Source organism: Pseudoalteromonas sp. J010, assembly GCF_003934235.1.
Classification (GTDB): domain Bacteria; phylum Pseudomonadota; class Gammaproteobacteria; order Enterobacterales; family Alteromonadaceae; genus Pseudoalteromonas; species Pseudoalteromonas peptidolytica.
Genome location: NZ_RDBW01000041.1, coordinates 1 through 23,056, shown reverse-complemented (window position 1 = coordinate 23,056; position 23,056 = coordinate 1). Strand labels below are relative to the sequence as shown.

Below are 23,056 nucleotides of genomic sequence, written 5' to 3'. Positions count from 1 at the left end.
CTTTGTAAGCTAATGTGCTAATTAAACTAGAATAGATATGTCATTAAACCAAGTAGATCGCCAAATCTTGGCATTGTTACAACAAGATGCGAGTCTTTCGACCGCCGAAATTGCAGATAAAGTAGGGCTTTCTCAATCTCCTTGCTGGCGCCGTATCGCCAAATTGGAGCAAGATGGTTACATCAAAGGTAAAGTCGCACTGTTAGACGAGAAAAAACTCGGATTTGATATGCTGGTTTATGCACACGTTCGCTTGTCGAACCATGGCAGAAATAACCTCGCTGAGTTTGAAAAACTTATATTGAGCTACGACGAAGTGACTGAGTGTTATTCAATGGCAGGCACGATGGACTTTATGCTGCGTATTATATCTAAGGGCATTGAAGGTTATGAGCAGTTTGTTCGAGACAATTTACTTAACCTTGAGTTTGTTCAAGAGGTACATTCAAACGTAACCATGACTTGCGTAAAACGCAGTACCTCTTTACCACTTTAGTACAGCATCATCGTCTGCTTGTTAAATGATAGTGAGCAGACGATTTGGCCTGCCTTTTAGCTGCAATAGCGCCTTACTAACATCCTACTGTCACTGTTCTATACTAGAATTAGTGCATACAAACCAATCTGCTTTAAATGCTAGATGTCTGCTATTTGTTTAAATTGCTGCTTTTTGCTAGAATCCGCAGCCTTTGTGTTCATTGYCAATTCAGACCAGWGGAAATAGATGTTTAATCTGATCAGCAAAGCGCCTAGCTCTGCTAAAAACGATGTACTATCAGGACTTACAGTTGCGCTGGCGTTGGTGCCAGAAGCTGTAGCCTTCGCTTTTGTTGCGCAAGTAGACCCTTTGGTTGGCTTATATGCGGCATTCATTGTAGGTCTTATTACCTCAATCTTCGGTGGTAGACCGGGTATGATCTCTGGTGCAACTGGTGCACTTGCAGTCGTTATGGTTAGCTTGGTGATAGAGCATGGTGTTGAATATCTGTTTGCGACAGTCTTATTGATGGGCTTTTTGCAAATATTGGCCGGTATATTTAAACTCGGCAAGTTTATTCGCATGGTGCCTCACCCTGTTATGCTCGGCTTTGTAAATGGCCTGGCAATTGTGATTTTCTTAGCACAACTTGGGCAGTTCAAGGTGCTTGATGAGCAAGGTAACTTGACGTGGATGCAGGGCGAAGCGCTCTATATTATGTGTGGCCTAGTTGCGCTTACAATGGCTATCATTCATTTTCTCCCTAAGTTGACGACGGCAGTACCTTCAAGCCTTGCCGCTATCCTTGTAGTAACTGGAATTGTAATAGGCCTGGACCTAGATGCGAGGAATGTACTTGACTATCTTAAAGACATGTCTGGCAACTCTGATGCGACTATCGCAGGTGGTTTCCCTGCTTTTCATATACCTGATGTACCATGGACACTTGAAACACTTAAAATCATATTCCCTTATGCGTTAGTATTGGCAGCAATTGGCTTGATAGAGTCGCTGTTGACGCTCACTTTGATTGATGAGATCACAGAAACACGTGGCCATAGTAATCGTGAGTGTATTGGTCAAGGTGCAGCAAACGTTACCTGTGGCGTATTTGGTGCGATGGGCGGCTGTGCCATGATAGGCCAGTCAATGATCAATATTAATTCTGGTGGCCGTAGTCGTTTATCGGGAATAACAGCTGCGCTTCTACTATTGGTCTTTATTCTATTTGCTGCTAGCTTAATAGAAATGATCCCATTAGCCGCACTAGTTGGCGTGATGTTTATGGTTGTTTTAGGTACGTTTGAATGGTCTAGCTTTAGACTGATCAGAAAGATCCCCAAATCAGATGCTTTTGTGATTGTATTGGTATCTGGTGTGACTGTGGTCACAGATCTCGCGATTGCAGTTTGTGTTGGTGTAATTGTATCGGCATTGGTGTTTGCTTGGGAACATGCAAAACATATCTATACCAATAATTATATTGATGAAAATGGCTCAAAGGTTTATGAATTACACGGACCACTATTCTTTGGCTCTGTAAAAAACTTTGCTGAACTATTTGATATAAATAATGACCCTGACGACATTATTGTAGAATTTAAATATAGCCGAGTTGCTGATCACAGCGCCATTGAAGCGATAGATGCGTTAGCAGAACGCTACAAAAAAGCTGGAAAAACACTTCATCTGCGCCACTTGAGCCAAGACTGCAAAGTGTTACTCGAAAAGGCCAAAGACTTAGTCGAATTAGATGGTCAAGCAGATCCAACATATAAAGTCGCTTCAGATAAGCTGGCGTAAATACAGTCTACAAGATAAGGCATTTATAGCAATTTGTGTAGAACTGCTTAACCTGAGGGAACATAGATTGAAGCTAAGCGGTCGTTATATTTCTTATTCATAACAACCTACTAGCACTTTTTTGGTGTTCCAAAACAGAGCGGTTAAATTAAATAAGTCATTATAATTTATCTTAAAAAAGACACTGCGGTGTCTTTTTTTATTTGCGGTAGGTCGTGTAAAAACTGAGACCATCAGCAGTGAATAAACGCAACGAGCTGAGATATAATCCAGTTAAGATAGAAGAGGTATAATCATTTTGAAGTGGCAATCACTGGTTGATAACAGGCAGAGATTTTTCTGGGTATTACAAATAGCCGGCTGGTTGGGCTATGCGCTGGTGAATTACATTGGCTCGAAAGTATTTGAAATGCGCGACATCTATGTATTTGTTATTGCATTAAATGCTTATGCCGGTTGTTTGATGACAGTACCACTGCGTTATTTATATCGTAAGATATGGAACGCCTCTCCAGTTGTCTTAATCTTGGTCGTATTTACTGCATCATATTTAACCGGAACGCTCTGGGCTGTGGTGCAAAAATTCAATCATTGGGAAATATACCGTCATGGCTATCGACCCGATGAATGGTTTTATTATTTGCAGCAAGGCCTAGACTCCGTCTATATCGTTTTATGCTGGAGCGGACTATACTTCGGTATAAAGTACTATCAATTATTACAAAGTGAGAGGCAAAAGGCACTAAAAGCCAATACGATGGCTCATGAAGCACAACTAAAAATGCTTCGGTATCAGCTTAATCCTCACTTTCTCTTCAATACACTCAACGCAATCTCAACACTTATTCTCGTTGAAGAGAATAAAGATGCAAATCAAATGGTATCAAGGCTTAGTGACTTTTTGAGACATACCTTAAATACAGATCCGATCAAAAAAGTACCACTAGAGCAAGAGTTACATGCGTTAACCTTATACCTTGAAATTGAGAAAGTACGCTTTGATGAAAGGTTGTCGATTGAGTTAGATGTAACAGAAGAGGCAGAACAAGCGCTAGTGCCAAGTTTAATTTTACAGCCATTGATTGAGAACAGCATCAAGTATGCTATTGCACATATTGAACATGGCGGCAAAATTGAGATTAAAGCACAGGTTTTTGCCAATGAGCTACTCTTGGAAGTAGGYGATAACGGCCCAGGCGCAGAGTTGGAAGATGGACAGTTGAAAAGTGCACAAGGAGTGGGTTTAGTGAATACCAAAGATCGCCTAAAAACATTATATGAAAACAATTACTCGTTTGTGCTGTCAAACAATGAGCCTTCGGGTTTAAAGGTAAACATTCGCGTGCCATACGAAAGGGCGAAGAAGTAATGAACAAAATTAGAACATTAATCGTAGATGATGAACCGCTAGCCAGAAAAGGCTTGGCGGTAAGGTTAAGAGATTTTCCTGAAATTGAAATTGTAGAATTATGTGGCAGTGGCCAACAGGCTATTGATTTATGTAAGTCTGAGGACATAGATCTAGTCTTTCTTGATATTCAAATGCCAAACATGAATGGCTTTGAAGTAGCGAGAGCCTTGAGTGAAAGTGTCAAACCATTGCCTGCTATCGTTTTTGTAACTGCGTTTGATCAATATGCTGTCAAAGCATTTGAGATCCATGCGTTAGATTACATTTTAAAACCCGTTGATGACAACAGATTAAAACAGGCGGTGGAAAAAGTGCAAAGCTATTTAAAAACACAACAAGACAATGCGCATAAGAAAAAGTTAGCCAGCTTTGTTGCAGGGATCACTGGTAACAATTGTGAAGAAATCCTAAAGAAGTTAGCGACAGGGGATACAATCGAAGATAAAAAGTTCCCTGAGTCACTTGCGGTAAAAGAGCAAGGAGAGATCATTCGTGTTTCTACCGGCTCAATTCAGTGGGTGGATGCTGCTGGAGATTACATGTGTCTACATTGTAGTGATGGTCAAACACACATCTTAAGAAAAACAATGAAGGATTTAGAGCAAGAATTGGACCCAACATTATTCGTACGCGTGCATCGCTCTGCTATCGTAAACACTAAACAAATTAGTAAGCTAGTAACCCAGAGCAGTGGTGAATACTTGTTAGTGCTTGAAAATGGTCAAGAGCTAAAAGTAAGCAGAAGCTACAGAGATAAAGTGAAGGCAGCATTAGCAAGCTAATACCAATTAATCTTAATACTTGCTCAGTTAGAAGAAGCTATTGTGGCACTACAAGCGATAAAATGTCTTATTTAGAGCAACTTGTTGATAACAAGGCTTTGCTCGGTTATAAGCTAAACGTTCTGCTTCACATTAGGCAGTTTGGTTTTATTAAATAGTTACAACAAGAAAGTGGTATAAAATAACGCCAAGTGATTAGCGCTGTTTCCTCATTTTATTATCAATACAGCTTTTACGCGCAGTCACACGGGCTAAATAACAGAACTAGGTAGCGTGGCTACCCAGTTCGTTGTGGTTTTTATACTGTAATAATTTTTAGTGTATTACTTGCACCGATAGTTTCCATTTTATCGCCATGGGTAATGATAACTGTGTCGCCTTTTTCTAAAGATCCTGCTGCAACAAGAGTGTCTAGTGCTTCTCTAACCGCACTATCATCTGAACATTGGGTAGAGTCAAACCTTACCGGATAAACGCCACGATACAACGAGGCTTGACCGAGTGTGGATTGATGGCGAGACAGGGCATAAATTGGTAAACCGGAACTAATACGTGACATTAGTTTCGCAGTATTGCCTGATTCCGTTAATGCAACAATGGCTTTTACTGAGTCTAAGTGGTTAGCTGCATACATGGCGGAAAGCGCAATGGTTTCACAAGTGTCTGCAAAGCGACTATCTAGACGGTGTTTAGAAATGTGAATTTGTGGTTGCGACTCAGCGCCTAAACAAACGCGAGCCATCGCTGCAACCGTTTGCTCTGGATAATCTCCCGCAGCTGTTTCTGCAGAGAGCATAACCGCGTCTGTGCCGTCCAATACAGCATTTGCTACGTCCATCACCTCAGCACGGGTTGGCATTGGGTTGTCAATCATCGATTCCATCATTTGTGTTGCTGTAATGACAGTACGGTTTAATGAACGAGCACGGCTGATAATTTGTTTCTGTTTACCCACAAGCGCAGCGTCGCCAATTTCGACCCCTAAGTCGCCACGTGCGACCATCACCGCATCAGAAGCAAGCACAATGTCATCAATTGCTTCAACAGTTTCAACAGCTTCTGCACGCTCTATTTTTGCTAACAATTGCGCATTAGAGCCTGCTTTTTCAGCTAAGCTTCTGACATAACGCATGTCATCACCGCTTCGAGGGAAAGATACTGCAATGTAGTCAACACCGATTTCCGTTGCCGTGATTAAATCTTCTTTGTCTTTATCCGTGAATGCCGGTGCCGTTAACCCACCACCTAAACGGTTAATACCCTTGTTATTAGATAGCACACCACCCACTTTGACGCTGGTATGAACTAAGTGACCGTGCACTTGCTCAACAACCAGTTGGATCAGACCATCGTTTAACAATAACAAATCACCTTGCTTTACATCATTTGGTAGCTCTTTGTAATCTATACCAACAGCTTCAACATGACCCTGTCCAGGTTCCATTTTTGCGTCTAGAGTAAACTTTGCACCTACTTCTAAAAATACTTTACCTTCTTTGAAGGTTGAAACACGGATTTTAGGTCCTTGCAAATCAGCTAGGATAGCGACATTCACACCTAAGCGTTGAGATATTTCGCGTACCGCTTCAGCTCTGTTTTTGTGATCCTGAGCAACGCCGTGTGAAAAGTTTAGTCTGACTACGTTGGTGCCGGCACGAATTATTTTTTCTAAATTATTATCTCTATCAGTTGCGGGCCCCAGAGTTGCAACGATTTTAGTGCGTCTAAGCATCAGATTCTCCTGTAAGCTTATCAAGGTAAGCAAAAACTTATGAATGTGTTAAAAATAAATTAAACTTGCTGTCTTTTTACACATCACACATTGTGAAACCATTATTTAACTAACTTGAGCATAAAGAATTATGCAAATACCCTTTTTAACACTCTCATTAAGTTATATGATCTATATGTCATCATTATGACACCGGTGTCAGTGGGCGTCAATCTCGAATATTTTACCTTTTAATGATAAGAGAATATTTGCGATTAATCACAAATAGTGGTGAATGCGCGCCGCTGTCACTATATTGCTATACAGTGAATTGTGTTAGCAGTCATATTTTTGTAACTGATAAGTAGCCAGTGAATAGTGTGTCTCGCTGGTCAATCATGGTTGCTAAGGTATAATGCACATACACGAACGCATAAAGTTTTGATGTTACCGAGGAGGAAACTAAATGCAGGTTGCATTAGTTGGTTTGGGTGTGATGGGTAAAAACCTCGCGCTAAATCTAATAGAGAAGGGGATGACCTTAGTCGCATATGACAAGAACCCCGAAGTAGGTGCGGAATTATTAAGTTGCGCACAGTCGTTAGGTATGGCGGAGCGCTTACACATAGTGTCTGATCTCGGTGATATGATCAGAAGGCTTGAGACTCCTCGCTCGATTTTATTACTGGTTCCAGCTGGTGAATTAGTAGATAAAGTTTGTAGCGACTTGGTTGAAGCCGGGGTTGAGAAAGAAGATATCATTGTGGATTGTGGTAATAGTAACTACAAAGATGGTATTGCTCGCAAGTTGAAATATCAAAATAAATTTGAGTTTGCCACCATGGGGATCTCTGGCGGAGCTGAAGGGGCGCGTCACGGTCCAGCTATGATGGCGAGTGGCTCTGAAGGGGGATGGGAACGTATCGAACCTTGGTTTGAGAAAGTTGCGGCAAGCTACAATAACGAGTCATGTTTTGCTCGCGTGGGTCAATCTGCAAGTGGCCATTTTGTAAAAATGGTACATAACGGCATTGAATATGCGTTAATGCAGCTGATTGCTGAAGTGTATCAACTACTTCGTCATGGCACTGGCCGCTCACCGAAAGAAGTCGCTGAAATTTTCGAGTCATGGTCAGAGGGTAATCTAAATAGCTACCTACTCGCAATTTCGAGCCATATTCTCAGCCTCGAAACAGAGCAGCGTGAGTCACTAGTTGACCTTATAGATAACAAAGTAGGTGCTAAAGGTACTGGCCTTTGGACAGCACAAAATGCGTTAGAATTAGGGATTGCCGTCCCATCTTTGGTCGCTGCGGTGCAAGCTCGCCATTTAACTAATACGATAGATACGCCAGCGGCCAAAGAAATGACGTATGCTGCCAAATCTACCGAGTCGGTTGAAGTTGATTTAGACGAATTGAAACAAGCATTCTATTTCGCGAGCTTGCTATGCTATCGTCAAGGCCTTGCATTAATTAAAGGTGCGTCACGAGCTCACCAATGGAAAGTCGACTTAAATAAGACACTTCAAACCTGGCGCGCCGGTTGTATCATTCGTGCCGACTACCTAGATGATGTTGCTCAGGGTGTTGAGTTTATCGATTCATTAGAGGAGCCAGCACTGGCACTTCGTCGCACTACCGGTAAAGCGATTGCAACAGGTTTATCTTTCCCTGTGCTTGCTGCGACGCAAACATACATTGCGACGTTGAGCACTCCAAGCAATGGTCACTTAGTGCAAGCACAACGTGATTACTTTGGTGAACATGGCATTAAGACGCACAGTGGTGAAACGTGTCACCTCACTGATCTTGTCGAGATTGATGCAAAAGTAAGATAGTCACGCCGACACTAGAAATGACAAAGCCGCAGTATCCACTTGCGGCTTTTTACTTTTCTTTTCTTCTATCTTTACCTAGTGAGTTCACCACGAAGGCTATCTTGCATAAGGTGGCGGATAGTTTCTATTTCAAGCTTTTGGCTGAATAGATAATGTAGTTTTGTTAAGCACGCTTCCAAAGTCATGTCATAACCACTGATCACTCCACAATTGAGTAAAGCGTTGCCAGTAGCGTAGCCGCCCATATTCACTTTACCTTGGATACACTGAGTTAGATTAATGATCACCCCTCCGCTGTCACTTATTGCCTTAAGCTCATTTAAAAAGTGCTCGTCTTGTGGCGCATTTCCAACACCAAAGCTCAATAATATCAATGCCTTCATTTGACCTTTCATGAGGTTCTTAAGGATCTCAGTTGAAATTCCGGGATAAAGGTGCATCACAGCGATAGGCTGTGGTGAAATCTGGGTTACTTGCAAACTTTGCTCAACATAAGGGCTGAGCTTTCCTTCTAGTAGCTGTATGTTGATCCCCGCTTGCGCTAAAGGTGATAAGTTTGGAGACGCAAAGGCATCAAACCCGTCAGCATGAGCTTTTATTGCTCGGTTACCACGATACAACTTATTATTGAAAAATAAGCTAACTTCCGCAATGGGATAATTAGCCGCTAAGTACATGGCATTTAGCAGGTTCACTTGACCATCCGAACGAAGTTGAGATAGTGGTATTTGTGAGCCGGTTACAATCACAGGCTTGGTCAGATTCTCAAACATGAAAGACAGCGCTGAAGCGGTATACGCCATTGTGTCTGTGCCATGTAGTACGACAAAGCCGTCGTAATCCTGATACTTTGATTGGATATCATCAGCAATGAGTTGCCAATGATGGGGAGACATATCAGATGAGTCAATTAAAGGACTGTATTCGTGAATATCAAAAAGTGGCATCTCATCGCGTGTAAACTCAGCGTTATTCTTCACCGTATCCGTAAGGTAGCCGGCAACAGGAACATAACCACGACTCGATTGCTTCATACCAATAGTACCGCCGGTATAAGCAATGTATATTTTTTTTCTTTTCATAAATAAGCCCAGAATAAAATCTGGGCTTATTATAGCAATTGTGTATCCGCAATTGCAGTCTTATTCAGGGTTATTCAGCCGATACATTACATACTAAACACAGGGTATAGACATGATTTGGGTCATTTAATTGACCGAGCACTTTGCTCTGAGCTTCTAGTGTATGACTTATATCATCTAGAGCGTTTAACGCTGTTTTTGCAAATATCGATTGCTCAGGCATAATGGCGTCAACTGCACTTTGTACTATCGCAGCACCAAATAACTGTTGCACTAGCTTTTCCTGCTCAGTTAGCGCTTGTTCTATGGTGATAACATCATACATCTCCAAGTTTGCAAGACTGGCTGCTGCGTTAATGGCATCATTCTTATTGCCTAACTTGTCAATGAGACCAAAATTTAGCGCTTGAGTTGCCAGCCATACACGGCCTTGCGCTACTTCATCAACCGCTGATTTCTCAAGGTTTCGTTCAGTTGCAACCATAGAGATAAACTTGTCATAGGCATCTTCAACACCCATTTGAATAAGATGTTTATAATTACTTTCAATTCCTCTAAATGGTGATTGACCTTTTAGCTCTGTCGTAGCTACACCATCTGAATAAATACCAAGTGAATTAGCCGCGTTTTCGAAAGTCATTATCATGCCAAAAACGCCAATTGACCCAGTAATTGTGCTCGGCGAGGCCCAAATCTCATTCGCTGAGGCCGCAATCCAATAGCCACCTGAAGCCGCGACTGAGCCCATAGATGCGACAACGGGTTTACCTGCCGCTTTTAATGCTAACACTTCGTTACGAATCGTTTCTGAAGCAAACATACTGCCGCCGCCAGAATCTATCCTTAAAACAACCGCTTTTACTTTATCGTTTAGACGCGCTCTTTTGAGCAGTGCAGCTGTTGAATCTCCGCCTATGGCACCAGCCTTACGTTTACCATCGGATATTTGACCTTTAGCAACGATCACTGCAACTTTTTCTGTAAATGGATTTTCAGCAAATTCTTTTGGTGGCAGTGTTGACAGATACTGATCAAAGGACACTTGCTTGAACGATTTGCCTTTAGCGTCTAACCCCACTTCATCAATCAACTTTTGTACGAACTGTTGATCTGTAACCAGTTCATCCACCCATTGATTATCAATTGCATATTTAGCAGAGTCGCCTTGTGCAGCTTCCATTTTATCCGTCAATGCAGCGAATGTTTCATCAAAATTTGTGACATCGAAACCTCGGTTCTCAGCCACTTCTGATTTGTATTGACTCCAAAGTGGTGTTATCCAACCAAGGTTAGATTGTTTTGCTTCTGGTGACATATCACTGCGGATGAAAGGCTCAACGGCAGATTTATAGGTACCAACACGGAAAATATGCTGAGTCACTTTTAGCTTATCTAGGGCTTCTTTGAAATAAAGAGGGTACATGCCAAAACCGGTGATGTTGACACCCCCGTATGGGTGTAACGTTACTTGATCAGCAATAGAGGCTAAATAATATTGTGCTTGAGTGTAATATGCACCGTGAGCATAGATCTTTTTGCCTGCAGCTTTAAATTTTACCAGCGCATCTCTAATGTCGCGGAGTTTATCTAAATGTGCGCTGTGCATGCGTTGTAAGTCTAGGTACATTGCATATATTTGTTGGTCTTGCGTTGCTTTGTTGACTACGTCAATTATATCATCAAGTAAAATCTCACCAGGTTTCTCTGAGTCACCAAACTTGCCGCTCATTGCCGCTTCAAACGGGTCGACATAGGTTAGTTGCTCGACAATGATGCCATTTAGATCTAAGCGTAAGACACTTTTATCTTCCACTTGGACTTGGTCTTCACCGGATATAATATTAATCACAATGGCAATCAGAATGAATAAGAACAATAGATTTAAAATCAATCGTCTAGAAAAGTTCAAAGTGGCCCATATGCCTTTAAAAATATTCGCTATCAGTTTCAAATCGATCCCTTATGCTTAACATCAATAAAACACTATTTATTTATCATATATCAGAGTCGGTTTCATAGATAATAGAAAAACGTAACTAAGTATTTTCATGCGTGAAATATCAGCAATGAGCCAAGGTTCGTTAATTTCTTTCTGTTTAAGACTTGCCAAATAATAAAAAAACGTTAATGTTCACAGGTAAGACCAGTTTTGTGGGGCGGCAAATGTTAGAAAAAGAACTAAAACTTAAACATACAAGTTTGCGAAATCGCTTGGTGATGGGATCGATGCACACCGGGCTTGAAGAAGGTTGGCACAATCGAAAGCGCCTAGCTGCATTCTATGAAGCGCGCGCAAAAGGAGGGGTGGGGTTAATTATCACTGGTGGCTATAGTCCAAATTTACGCGGTAAATTGACGCCCATTTCGTCTTCTTTTAACTCGCGGTATGATGTGATAAAGCATAAAGCATACACCAACGTGGTTCACCAACATGGTGGAAAAATTTGCTTACAACTACTGCATGCAGGAAGATACGCTTACCACCCTTTTAATACAGCACCAAGTGCAATCAAAGCACCAATAAATCCTTATACGCCAAAAGCGATGAGCTTGGGCGCTATTAAAAGTACCATTAAAGATTTTGCACAGTCAGCAAAGCTAGCTGAGAAGGCCGGATATGATGGTGTCGAAATCATGGGCTCTGAAGGGTATTTAATTAACGAATTCATGGCGAATCACACCAATAAACGTACTGACGAATACGGTGGTAGTCTAGAAAATAGAATGCGTTTGGCGACTGACATCGTAAAAGCGGTGAGGACGAAGGTGAGCGATAAGTTTATTATCGTATTTCGTTTGTCAGTGATGGATCTAATCCCAAATGGATCGACAGCAGAAGAAGTTACGCTTCAGGCAAAAGCGCTAGTGTCCGCCGGTGTTGATATTCTTAATACTGGAATTGGTTGGCATGAAGCTAGAGTTCCTACAATTGCTTCAATGGTACCACCAGGAGCGTATCGAGAAGCGTCAAATAGGTTAAAGCAGGTTGTTGACATACCCGTTGTGGCCGTCAATCGAATAAATACCCCGACACTAGCAAATGATATTTTAGCTAAAGGCGACGCTGATCTTATTTCTATGGCGCGTCCATTGCTTGCTGATCCTGAGTTTTTCAATAAGTATCAAGCACAACGTGAAGAGCAAATTAATATTTGTATCGGTTGTAACCAAGGCTGCTTAGATCATGTATTTAAAGGGCAACGGGCTACTTGTTTAGTTAATCCTCAAGCAGGGTTTGAGCTGGATTACCCGTTAGAAGAAGCAACTACAAAGAAAAAGGTATTAGTGGTGGGAGCTGGCCCCGCTGGATTATCAGTGAGCTATTATTTGGCTAAAAAGGGACACCAAGTTAAGCTCATTGATAGGGGTAGCGAACTAGGTGGACAATTTAACCTAGCGATGCGCATACCTGGAAAAGAAGACTTTCAACACACGCTTAAATACTATGTGAGCGAAATTAACCGCCTTGGAGTAGAGCTTTGTCTAAACACATCTTATGAATTGTCTATGGCAGATGCTTTTGATGATGTCGTTTTTGCAACTGGTGTAAGTCCACGAATGTCCAAAATCGAATGTGCTGATGGGCGTCGTGTATTTGCCTATGATGAGGTGATCAAAGGTGAAGTAGAACTCGGTGATAAAATCGCGATTTTAGGTGCGGGTGGTATTGGTTTTGATATGGTTGCCTATCTGACAGAACCGCGAGAGCAATCTATTTCAGACTTTAAGGCACAGTGGGGTATCGAATGCGAGCCTAAGCCATCCCAGGAGCAAAAAACAATTTATATGTTAAAGCGTTCAGCTGGTCGCTTTGGTAAAGATTTAGGCAAAACCACAGGTTGGATCCACAGAGCGGTTGCAAAGCACCATAACGTTAAACAAATTGCACAAAGTGAGTACATTCGTTTTGATGGTCAAGGGCTGACTATCAAAGTCGCAGACGATGAGCAGATACTTGACGTTGATACTGTTATTGCATGTATTGGCCAAGTATCCAACGATACATTGTTTAATAAAGAAACATTGCCAGATAACCATCATGTTATTGGTGGGGCGAAACTTGCAGCTGCAATCGATGCAAAACGAGCGATAGCTGAAGCTCTTCAGGTCGCGAGAAAAATTTAATGTAATAACCCTAAGAATTAGGCGGTCTATACTGATATTGTAACTATCAACTATGGACTGCCTAACTTATGCTTGTAAACCTGCTAAAGTTTTATAACAGCACTAAACTAACGTTGGAACACTTCTCAGGGCTTGCCCCTTTACTCATCCGATTACTCCTCGCACCAGTGATGATTATCGCTGGCTACAATAAACTAAACTTGAAGCACCAAGACATCGAACTTTACCAAAAACTGCTTCCAGACCCTGGTGTAGTAGAGTGGTTTGGTAATAGTGAATGGGGATTGGGGCTGCCTGTTCCTGACTTATTAGCATTTATGGCTGCTTGGACTGAATTTTTAGGTGGTTGGCTGATTTTGGTTGGTATATTAACCCGTTTAGTCACGATCCCGCTAATGATAACTATGGTGGTTGCAGCAGTAACTGTGCACCTTGATAACGGCTGGTTTTCAGTTGCGCCATCAAACCCTGATACCAGTGCAGCTAAGGTTGTACACTGGTTGGGTGTTGAGCAGGCAAAAAATAGTTTAGATAATAGCCTAGAGGTAAAACAGAGGTTAGACATAATCAAAGGGTTGGTTGCAGAGCATGGGCGGCCGGATTACCTATACGAAAAAGGAAACATAGTCATATTGAACAATGGCATCGAATTTGCCGCTACCTATTTTGTGTTGTTACTGTCGCTATTTTTTATGGGGGGAGGACGTTACGTCAGTATCGACTATTGGTTGAAACTGCTAATGAGCAGCCAATCAAAAAGTATACAGTATCGATGATCATATAAAACAAAGCACTGTAAACTTAAGCGTGCTGCATAGTCGCAGGCGCTTTGAAATGGTAGACTAAGCGCATATTAATGATATCGATTTTGAAGGTACAATACGGAACGAACTAATGGACGCAATAGAATTACTTTTGACACGTCAATCAGATAGCAATCTTTCTTATCCAGGACCAAACCCAGAGCAACTAGAGATAATTAAAAAAGCTGCTTTGAAGGTACCAGATCATGGTGGCCTTACGCCGTTTAGGTTTATTGTGGTCGAAGAGCAAGGTCGTGAAAAGCTGGGTGATATTTATTATCAAGCAGCTATAAAGGAGCAGCAAGAACAAAGAGTCATAGATAGGGCGAAGGCGCTACCTCAGCGTGCGCCAATGCTTATTATTGCTGTTTCACCGTATCAAGAACACCCTAAAGTTCCTCGTATTGAACAGATCCAAAGCGCAGGTTGTAGTGTGTTAGCGATGCAGCAAGCTGCTTTTGCACAAGGTTTATCAGGTGTATGGAGAACCGGTTATTTTGCGCAGAGTGTGGAAGTTAAAAAGCAACTAGGACTGGATGAAAAAGATGAGATTGTTGGCTATTTATACTTAGGCACGCCAACAGTGTTATGTACAAAGCCAGTTAGACACAAGCCAGAAGACTTTTTCAGTAGTTTATAAGGGATCCCCCAATGGCATTACATGTAATTGACCACCCGTTGGTTCAACATAAACTTGGGTTACTTCGAGAGCAGGGAGTATCGACCAAGAATTTTCGTGAGATTGTATCAGAAGTTGGAAACTTACTGACTTATGAAGCAACTAAAGATTTAACACTCGGTGATGAGATAGTCTCTGCTTGGGACGGCAAACAGTTGACTGTGAAGCGTCTTGCTGGCAAAAAGATTACACTAGTACCTATTTTGCGAGCTGGTCTTGGTATGCTTGATGGCATATTACAACTTATTCCAGCTGCTAAGGTAAGTGTTGTCGGCTTGCAAAGAAATGAAGAGACATTAGAGCCAGTACCATATTTTGAAAAATTAGTGGGTAATATAGATGCTAGACTCTCACTAGTGATAGACCCAATGTTAGCAACAGGTGGGTCTCTAGTCGCCACAATAGATATGCTTAAGAAAGCAGGGTGCAAGGAAATCCGAGCGGTTGTGCTTGTTGCTGCACCTGAGGGCGTAAAATTAGTTGAGGCAGCACATCCAGATGTTGAGATATATACCGCATCGCTAGATAGCCATCTTGATGAAAAGGGGTATATTGTTCCTGGGCTTGGTGATGCTGGTGATAAAATTTTTGGTACTAGAGCATAATACCAATTTGACTTAATACTTGCTCAATTTGAAGGAGTAAATCTGACGCTAACAACGTTAAAAATTTCTCATTTAGAACAACTAAATAGCAAAATTTTTGCCTTGCCTACACGGATGTAGGTACCTTGGCGATAGCAGGACGCGGTAGCGGAGTTATCGACAAGATTTTCTCGCCTCAAAATAGACCACTTAATTCAGCAAATTGGTATGACATCAACATACGTTAATACTTGCTCAACGTGAGGGAGTAGTTTCAAATTCTTGAATGATTGAGCAGTAAGACACGTGATTAGCTAATAAAAAAGCTACCCGAGAAGGTAGCTTTTTGGTTTCTATAAAAGAAAGGAACTGTTAAAAGTAGCCTCTGATCCCAAGCTTAATATTGCGACCAGGCAATGGTGCCTGATCTTTGATAAATGAGCTATGCACATAACCCAATTCATCCGTTAGGTTGTCTAGGTTCAGATAACCAACCATATCATTGCCCATCAACTCAAAGTCATAATTTAACGAGACATCAACCATAGTATAGCCTTTAGTTTCGCTCTCATAGCGGGCAACATTGTCTTGGTCAAAATAATGAGTAACGGTAAAGTTTGCCGTTAAATTTTCATAACGGTGCTCGTAATCCACACCTAGTTTATTACTAGGAATACGAGGTAAGTATTCGTCATTATCTAATTTAGCTGTGATTGAATCACCAAAAACTTTGACTCGGGCGAAGCGATTAAGCTTATAGTGAGCATCAAACTCAAGGCCATATAACTTTGCATCGCTACTTTCAAATTTAAATACTGGGATTGCGTCATCATGAGCGTGATCTGCGATTTCTAGCCCATGTTCAGCAGTAAAAATGTAATCAGTCAGTGCTTGATAATAGAAGTTTTCTATATCGTTGTAGAAGAAATTAACCGTATAGCCAAAATCACCAGAAAACTTTCTGAAACTAACATCTAGATTAGTTGATGTTTCTTGCTCAATATCTTGTGGTTCAAAATGTAAATGATCGCCCTCAAGTTCATAGCCTAAGCCAAGCTCATAAGTGCTTGTAGCGATATGAATACCATTTGAAAGTAGCTCGGCTGTTAAAGGTGCACGCTCTGAGCGTGATAATGAAACAGCAACATTGCTACCTGCTGTATAGTCATATACACCGCCGACAGAAACACTCAAGTTTGTCATATCAAGATCATAAGCTATGAATCCAGTTTCTATCTCACTATCATGATGGTCATGGTCATGGTCATGGTCATGGTCATGGTCATGGTCATCTTCTAATGAATCACCTTTGCTAGAAAGCTGATAATCTTCGACTCTTGCACCAAGTTCTAATGTAAAATCACCGAAACGGCGTTCTTCAAGAATATAGAAAGCGTGAGTTTTAGTTTGAGTTGAAGGCGTAAATGCTTCTTCACCATTTGCTGAATAATCACTGTCAGAAAAATGATAGCCTACGGTGCCATGCCACTCACCCAAGCGGTGCTCTGCAGTTAAACGCAGCTCTGTAGTATCATTTTCAAATACTGTGYCGATATTACCATGTTCGATCTCAGCATGTTCATAATCAGTGTAGCCTACACGTAATCCTATTGATTCTAGCCAATCGCTGTGTACCGCATAGTTGATAAGACCTTGCCAACGGTCTTGCTTAACTCGGGCAAAGACTGATTCTTCGGCATGGGTCTCTTCGCTCTCATGATCATCATGTGCTTCGTGGTCATGATCATCATGCGCTTCGTGGTCATGGTCATCATGCGCGTGGTCATGGCCAACATGCGAGTGTGCAGGGATCCCATAGTCAGTATCAATACGGCCATAAGACAAACCAAGAGTGAGGTGATCGCCAACGTAACTTGTACCAAAGTTAAATTGCTCTGAATCGATGAAAGTGTTATCTACTTTATTCGCATATTCGACTTCATGTGATTCACTTTCGTGTTCGTGTTCGTGTTCGTGTTCGTGTTCGTGTTCGTGTTCGTGTTCGTGTTCGTCATGTGACTCATGATCGTCGTGCGGTTGTGCAAAATTAGGCGTTTCATAATCGCCGCCTTTGCGCTTAACACCATCAAAGTGGAAATTAAAACCATCAAACCCTGACTCAAGTAATACGGCAAATGTGTTGGTATTCGAATTGGTGTCATGGCTGTAATCCGCAGCACCTTGCAAGCTATCTATGACATCTGTAGGAATACGATTATCTACAACGTTAACTACGCCACCAATAGCACCAGAGCCATAAAGCAATGTTGCAGGTCCTCTGAGTACTTCTATCTGTTGCGCTGCCAGTGAGTCATTGGTATTTGCGTGATCAGGGCCGACTCTTGAAGCATCGCTGCTGTCTAGGCCATTTTGCGTGATTTTGACACGAGGTCCATCTAAGCCTCTAATAATTGGGCTTGAGCTAACTGGGCCAAAGTAACTGGCGTTAATACCTGGTTGACCTTTTAATGTTTCCCCTAGTGTGGGCTTAGCACGGTTTTTTAATTCATCACCGCTTAATACACTAACAGGAGAGGTCATCTCCATACTATTTTTGTGTAATGCCGATGAATAAACAACGATACTCTCAACTGATGTTGGCTCAAGTTGTACACGTACAAACCCTTGTTGTTCAGTGATATTAACCCGGTTGTCTAAATAGTTTGGTTTTGTAATGTGTAATTGAGCATCAGAGTCTACTTCAATTGTAAATTGCCCATTTTTGTCAGATTTGACGGTTTTACTTTTACCATGGAGGTGAACGGTCGCATTACTTAGAGGCTGATTGTTGGCATCAACGACTTTTCCGGTTAATTGTCCTGCGTAGGCCTGAGAAGTGCCTAGTAACGAGAATAACGCGCTGGCGATAAGAGACTGCTTAAACATATTTATTTTACCACGAGTTAGATTATTTACTGAACGAGTGAGCCCTTTAGGCAATAGAGTTATAATATAACACTACAGTTTAGGTGGATCAATAACGTTATACTATAACTTAGTTATTGTTGAAATTAATATAGGTACTATAGTTAGTAGATGCGCATAACTAGGCATGCCATGATGAACAAACCATTTGTATTCAAAGCAAGAATTAAAGTTGCTGATTTATTTCATCACAGTCATCATGAAGAAGCATTTACAGCAGCCATGTTGTCAAAAGAGAGCTGTAAACACTTTGCTATTAAACTTATTGGGATCTGTGCGTTGTCGTTTAACAAACCGGTGAAATGGAGTAAACAGGAAAGAAAAAACTGGCCCGACGTTTGGATAGTTAATGATAATAATGACGTTGAAGTTGCACTTTTTATTGGCAATTTTGAAGTAGATGAAATTACTAAGTATGAAAAACTATTTCCTAAGGTTGTTATTTTCTGCCTAGAGGGTCAGCAGTGGTTTGATGCACGTAAAGCACAGCTTGAATTTATTGACTCACTCTCTGTATTTAATATTCCGGAGCGATTTATTGATGAGCTTAGCGATATGTTGACTCGAAGCTTGCATTGGGATGTAATATTTGAAACCAATGCGGTAAGCGTCACAGATGGCGAGCACTACATTCGAACACCGGTGACAAAATTAATGTAATCGCAGTAAATTATATTACTCTGGCAATTCAATTTTGATGTCACTGAGCGGTTTACTGCAACATAACAGGATCTCGCCTTCGCGGACAAACGCTAATGGTTCATTGGAATATTGTGTGCTTCCATTTAGCAATTTTGCACGGCAAGCGCCACAAAACCCTTCTCGACATTGGTAAGACACTTGGATATTGGCGTTTTCTAAAGTCTCTAATATTGAACATGAAGAAGCCACATATTTCAGTGGCTCCTCAATATTATTAACCTGAATGAGGTATATTGGCTTTTCAACCATTACAAATCGAAATCGCCAAAGTCAGCAGCGTCTACTTCTGAATCAATCTGACCAACTAGATAAGAGCTTATTTCTGCTTCTTGTGGTGCAACCTGTACGTTATCTGATACTAACCAAGCGTTGATCCAAGGGATCGGGTTTGACTTGGTCTCAAACTTTGAAGGTAAACCAACAGCGGTCATACGAATATTGGTTATGTACTCGACATATTGACACAAGATATCTTTATTCAGACCGATCATAGAGCCGTCTTTAAATAAGTACTCGGCCCATTCTTTTTCCTGTTCAGCGGCCTCTACAAACATCTTGATTGCTTCTTCGCGACATTGGGCCGCAACAATGGACATCTCAGGATCGTCTTTACCTTCTTGCATAATATTTAAAATATGCTGAGTACCTGAAAGGTGAAGGGCTTCGTCGCGCGCAATTAATTTGATGATTTTGGCATTACCTTCCATTAACTCACGCTCTGCAAAAGCAAATGAACATGCAAAGCTGACATAAAAACGTATTGCTTCTAGGATGTTAACGGACATGATGCAAAGGTATAGTAGCTTTTTAAGCTCGAACAGATTGATGATAACAGTTTTACCATTTATCTCATGCTTGCCTTCACCATACTGGTTATACAGGCTAACTTTTTCAATGAGTTCATCATAATACTTGGTAACCGCATCTGCACGTTCAACGATTTTGTCATTGCCAACAATATCATCGAATATAATCTCAGGGTTTTGTGTAACGTTACGAATAATGTGCGTGTAAGAGCGGCTATGTATCGTTTCACTGAAAGCCCATGTCTCTATCCACGTTTCTAGCTCAGGGATAGACACGATGGGTAACAGCGCAACATTTGGCGAGCGACCTTGAACACTGTCTAACAACGTCTGATATTTAAGATTGCTAAGGAAAATGTGTCTTTCATGCTCAGGAAGAGCCTGAAAATCAAGTCTGTCTTTACTTACATCAACCTCTTCAGGACGCCAAAAGAAAGAAAGTTGTTTTTCAATGAGCTTTTCGAAAATCGGGTACTTTTGCTGGTCGTAGCGAGATACGTTAACTGTCTGTCCGAAAAACATCGGCTCTTTTAGTTGATCGTTATGATTTCTGCTAAACGTTGAATATGCCATAAATGTGTTACTCAATACCTAAAAAAGCGGGTGAAGCACACCCGCATAAAACGTTATATCTTACAAGCGCCGCCTTCACAGCCATCATCTTCTACTTCAGGTTTTAGTTCGTCCTGAGCATCTGACGCACCATCACGGGTGTTATGGTAGTAAAGGGTTTTAACACCAAGTTTGTAAGCAGTTAGTAAGTCTTTTAAAAGTAGCTTCATAGGTACTTTACCCGCTTCAAACTTACTTGGATCATAATTCGTGTTTGCAGAAATGGTCTGATCAATGAATTTCTGCATGATGCCTACTAATGTCAAGTAGCCATCGTTTGAAGGAATATCCCACAGTAACTCGTAACTGTCTTTCAGTCTTTCATATTCAGGTACTACTTGCTTCAAGATACCATCTTTACTTGCTTTCACGCTGATGTGGCCGCGTGGTGGCTCGATACCATTGGTAGCGTTTGAAATCTGAGACGAAGTTTCAGAAGGCATTAAAGCAGACAATGTAGAGTTACGCATACCATGCTTTTTGATGCTTTCTCTGAGCGCGTCCCAGTCAAGGTGCAATGGCTCAGCACAAACTTTGTCTAGGTCTCGTTTGTACGTATCAGTAGGCATAATACCTTGTGAGTAAGTTGTCTCGTTGAACTTAGGACAAGCACCACGCTCTTTGGCAAGTTCATTCGAGGCTTTCATCAGATAATATTGAATTGCTTCAAATGTTTTATGGGTTAAACCATTCGCGCTACCATCAGAGTACTTCACACCATTTTTTGCTAAGTAATAAGCAAAGTTGATAACGCCGATGCCTAGAGTACGACGACCCATAGTTGCGTTGTAAGCAGCAGGTACTGGGTAATCTTGATAATCCAACAGGTTATCAAGCGCACGAACTGCCAGCTCAGCAAGCTCCTCTAATTCATCTAAAGATTTGATCGCACCTAGGTTAAATGCAGAAAGCGTGCACAGTGCAATTTCGCCTTCAGGGTCATTAACATGACTCAACGGTTTTGTTGGCAATGCAATTTCAAGACACAGGTTTGACTGACGAATTGGTGCTACTTTAGAGTCAAACGGACTGTGAGTATTACAGTGGTCAACATTCTGTAGGTAAATACGACCTGTACTTGCGCGCTCTTGCGCAAACATTGAGAAAAGCTCAATTGCTTTGATGCGCTTTTTACGAATAGATTCATCCTGCTCGTATTTTGTATAAAGCGCCTCGAATTCTTGCTGATCTTCAAAGAAAGCATCGTAGAGCCCAGGTACGTCTGATGGACTAAACAGGGTAATATAGTCATCTTTAATCAGTCGGCTGTACATGGTTTTATTGAACTGCACACCGTAATCTAAATGACGGACACGGTTTTCTTCAACACCGCGGTTGTTCTTAAGTACAAGTAGGTTTTCAATCTCTAAATGCCAAAGTGGGTAGAATAGGGTAGCCGCACCACCACGTACACCGCCTTGAGAACAGCTTTTAACTGCAGTCTGAAAATGCTTATAAAATGGAATACATCCTGTGTGGTATGCTTCACCATTTCTAATTGGGCTACCTAGTGCTCGGATACGTCCTGCATTGATACCAATACCTGCTCGTTGGCTTACGTACTTTACTATTGCAGATGAAGTAGCGTTAATTGAATCTAAGCTGTCAGCACATTCAATTAATACGCATGAACTAAACTGGCGTGTAGGCGTACGAACACCAGCCATAATTGGCGTTGGTAGTGAAATTTTGAACGTAGAGACGGCATCATAAAAGCGCTTGATGTAATCTAAGCGTGTTTCTTTTGGATAATTTGCGAATAAGCTTGCAGCAACTAACACATACAAAAACTGTGCGCTTTCGTAGATTTCACCTGTAACACGGTTTTGTACGAGGTACTTACCTTCCAGCTGCTTAACGGCCGCATAGCTGAAATTCATGTCGCGATTATGGTCAATATAATCGTTTAGTTCGTTGAACTCAGCCTCAGTGTAATCAGTCAACAAGTGTTGATCATATCGTTTGTCTTCAACAAGCTTTACCACATGCTGATATAGGTGAGGCGGCTCAAAGCATCCATATGCTTTTTTGCGTAGGTGAAAAATAGCAAGTCGAGCTGCAAGGTATTGGTAGTCCGGAGATTCTTTTGAAATAAGATCCGCTGCAGCCTTTATAATCGTTTCGTGGATATCACCAGTGCGAATACCGTCATAAAACTGAATGTGTGACTTTAACTCAACCTGAGAAACTGAGACGTTATCTAGGCCTTCTGCGGCCCATGTAATGACACGATGGATCTTGTCTAGATCTAACGGCTCTTTGCGACCGTTTCTTTTGCATACAGATAGCTGTTGGTTCATGTTATGTGCCTGTATTCCTTAGGAACGCGCTTTAGATATCGCACGAATTAAAAATTGTTTAGCAAACCACCACTATATATGGTGCTATAGCGGCTAGGGATCACAAGATAGTGGGGTTAGTGCGAATTTGCAAGAGAACAACTTTAGGAGAATTGTGGATAAGTTTGGGATAATTTATTTATGTTAGTGCCTACTAACCTTCGACAATCCGCTTATCTGCTCACAAAGAAAAATCAACTTAAAGATGGTGCTTTTTAGTAAAAATAAAAAAAAAGTTTAAGTGATTTTTTTCTACACAAATTCGTTTCTATAATCGTTAAAGCACAATATCTTGTGCTTTGAAAAAATTATAGCACTAGATATGCGATATTGCATCCAACGGGTTAGTAAGATATAGATCCGCACTCCAAGAC

17 protein-coding genes are annotated in these 23,056 nt (G+C 41.3%); 10 read left to right on the top strand and 7 right to left on the bottom strand.

What is annotated here, in order from left to right; translation table 11 throughout:
* Positions 1 to 37 precede the first annotated feature (37 nt).
* From EAG18_RS19135 to EAG18_RS19120, 4 genes are all read left to right on the top strand, one after another.
* Complete coding sequence (locus tag EAG18_RS19135; RefSeq protein ID WP_010376979.1) at positions 38 to 496, top strand: Lrp/AsnC family transcriptional regulator; 459 nt, start codon at positions 38 to 40, stop codon at positions 494 to 496.
* Positions 497 to 724: 228 nt separating this feature from the next.
* A complete protein-coding gene (locus EAG18_RS19130; RefSeq protein WP_125253961.1) occupies positions 725 to 2,281 on the top strand; it encodes a SulP family inorganic anion transporter in 1,557 nt (518 codons plus the stop codon).
* Positions 2,282 to 2,579: 298 nt separating this feature from the next.
* Positions 2,580 to 3,650: a histidine kinase gene (locus tag EAG18_RS19125; RefSeq protein WP_125253960.1), complete on the top strand. Its 1,071-nt coding sequence runs from the start codon at positions 2,580 to 2,582 to the stop codon at positions 3,648 to 3,650.
* The gene (locus EAG18_RS19120) at positions 3,650 to 4,474 is read left to right on the top strand and encodes a LytTR family DNA-binding domain-containing protein (protein ID WP_125253959.1); all 825 of its coding nucleotides are present in this window, start codon (positions 3,650 to 3,652) and stop codon (positions 4,472 to 4,474) included. Before EAG18_RS19125 ends, EAG18_RS19120 begins: the two co-directional genes overlap by 1 nt.
* A 298-nt stretch (positions 4,475 to 4,772) precedes the next feature.
* Here the strand turns inward: EAG18_RS19120 and pyk are convergent, their stop codons facing one another.
* Positions 4,773 to 6,206, bottom strand: coding sequence for a pyruvate kinase (pyk, locus tag EAG18_RS19115; protein ID WP_125253958.1), 1,434 nt, complete (start codon positions 6,204 to 6,206; stop codon positions 4,773 to 4,775).
* Positions 6,207 to 6,651: 445 nt separating this feature from the next.
* Between pyk and gndA the strand changes: the two genes are divergently transcribed.
* Positions 6,652 to 8,025, top strand: a complete 1,374-nt coding sequence (gene gndA, locus EAG18_RS19110) for an NADP-dependent phosphogluconate dehydrogenase (RefSeq protein ID WP_125253957.1) — start codon at positions 6,652 to 6,654, stop codon at positions 8,023 to 8,025.
* Positions 8,026 to 8,096: 71 nt separating this feature from the next.
* Here gndA and ansA read toward each other — a convergent pair whose 3' ends face one another.
* Together ansA and sppA are read right to left on the bottom strand one after the other, a co-directional pair.
* Complete coding sequence (gene ansA, locus EAG18_RS19105) at positions 8,097 to 9,107, bottom strand: asparaginase (protein ID WP_125253956.1); 1,011 nt, start codon at positions 9,105 to 9,107, stop codon at positions 8,097 to 8,099.
* Between the two features lie 70 nt (positions 9,108 to 9,177).
* Entirely contained in the window at positions 9,178 to 11,058 is a 1,881-nt protein-coding gene (sppA, locus tag EAG18_RS19100; protein ID WP_125253955.1) for a signal peptide peptidase SppA, read from the bottom strand.
* A gap of 212 nt (positions 11,059 to 11,270) precedes the next feature.
* On the opposite strand from sppA, the gene EAG18_RS19095 reads away from it, so the two are divergent.
* From EAG18_RS19095 to upp, 4 genes are all read left to right on the top strand, one after another.
* Positions 11,271 to 13,232, top strand: a complete 1,962-nt coding sequence (locus EAG18_RS19095; RefSeq protein WP_125253954.1) for an FAD-dependent oxidoreductase — start codon at positions 11,271 to 11,273, stop codon at positions 13,230 to 13,232.
* Positions 13,233 to 13,300: 68 nt separating this feature from the next.
* Entirely contained in the window at positions 13,301 to 14,008 is a 708-nt protein-coding gene (locus EAG18_RS19090; protein ID WP_125253953.1) for a DoxX family protein, read from the top strand.
* Positions 14,009 to 14,126: 118 nt separating this feature from the next.
* Positions 14,127 to 14,675, top strand: a complete 549-nt coding sequence (locus EAG18_RS19085) for an NAD(P)H nitroreductase (RefSeq protein ID WP_125253952.1) — start codon at positions 14,127 to 14,129, stop codon at positions 14,673 to 14,675.
* 11 nt (positions 14,676 to 14,686) lie between these two features.
* On the top strand, positions 14,687 to 15,319 hold the full coding sequence (upp, locus tag EAG18_RS19080) for a uracil phosphoribosyltransferase (RefSeq protein WP_125253951.1): 633 nt from the start codon (positions 14,687 to 14,689) through the stop codon (positions 15,317 to 15,319).
* A 351-nt stretch (positions 15,320 to 15,670) separates the two neighbouring features.
* Here upp and EAG18_RS19075 read toward each other — a convergent pair whose 3' ends face one another.
* Entirely contained in the window at positions 15,671 to 18,184 is a 2,514-nt protein-coding gene (locus tag EAG18_RS19075) for a TonB-dependent receptor (RefSeq protein WP_125253950.1), read from the bottom strand.
* Positions 18,185 to 18,355: 171 nt separating this feature from the next.
* Here EAG18_RS19075 and EAG18_RS19070 point away from each other — a divergent pair, with 171 nt between their 5' ends.
* The gene (locus tag EAG18_RS19070) at positions 18,356 to 18,883 is read left to right on the top strand and encodes a YaeQ family protein (RefSeq protein WP_275557343.1); all 528 of its coding nucleotides are present in this window, start codon (positions 18,356 to 18,358) and stop codon (positions 18,881 to 18,883) included.
* Between the two features lie 15 nt (positions 18,884 to 18,898).
* On the opposite strand, the gene yfaE is transcribed toward EAG18_RS19070, so the two are convergent.
* The 3 genes from yfaE to nrdA are packed head-to-tail and all read right to left on the bottom strand — an operon-like array spanning position 18,899 to position 22,643.
* Positions 18,899 to 19,174, bottom strand: coding sequence for a class I ribonucleotide reductase maintenance protein YfaE (yfaE, locus tag EAG18_RS19065; protein ID WP_125253949.1), 276 nt, complete (start codon positions 19,172 to 19,174; stop codon positions 18,899 to 18,901).
* Positions 19,174 to 20,304, bottom strand: a complete 1,131-nt coding sequence (gene nrdB / locus EAG18_RS19060) for a class Ia ribonucleoside-diphosphate reductase subunit beta (protein ID WP_125253948.1) — start codon at positions 20,302 to 20,304, stop codon at positions 19,174 to 19,176. Before nrdB ends, yfaE begins: the two co-directional genes overlap by 1 nt.
* Positions 20,305 to 20,357: 53 nt before the next feature.
* The gene (gene nrdA / locus EAG18_RS19055; protein ID WP_125253947.1) at positions 20,358 to 22,643 is read right to left on the bottom strand and encodes a class 1a ribonucleoside-diphosphate reductase subunit alpha; all 2,286 of its coding nucleotides are present in this window, start codon (positions 22,641 to 22,643) and stop codon (positions 20,358 to 20,360) included.
* Positions 22,644 to 23,056 lie beyond the last annotated feature (413 nt).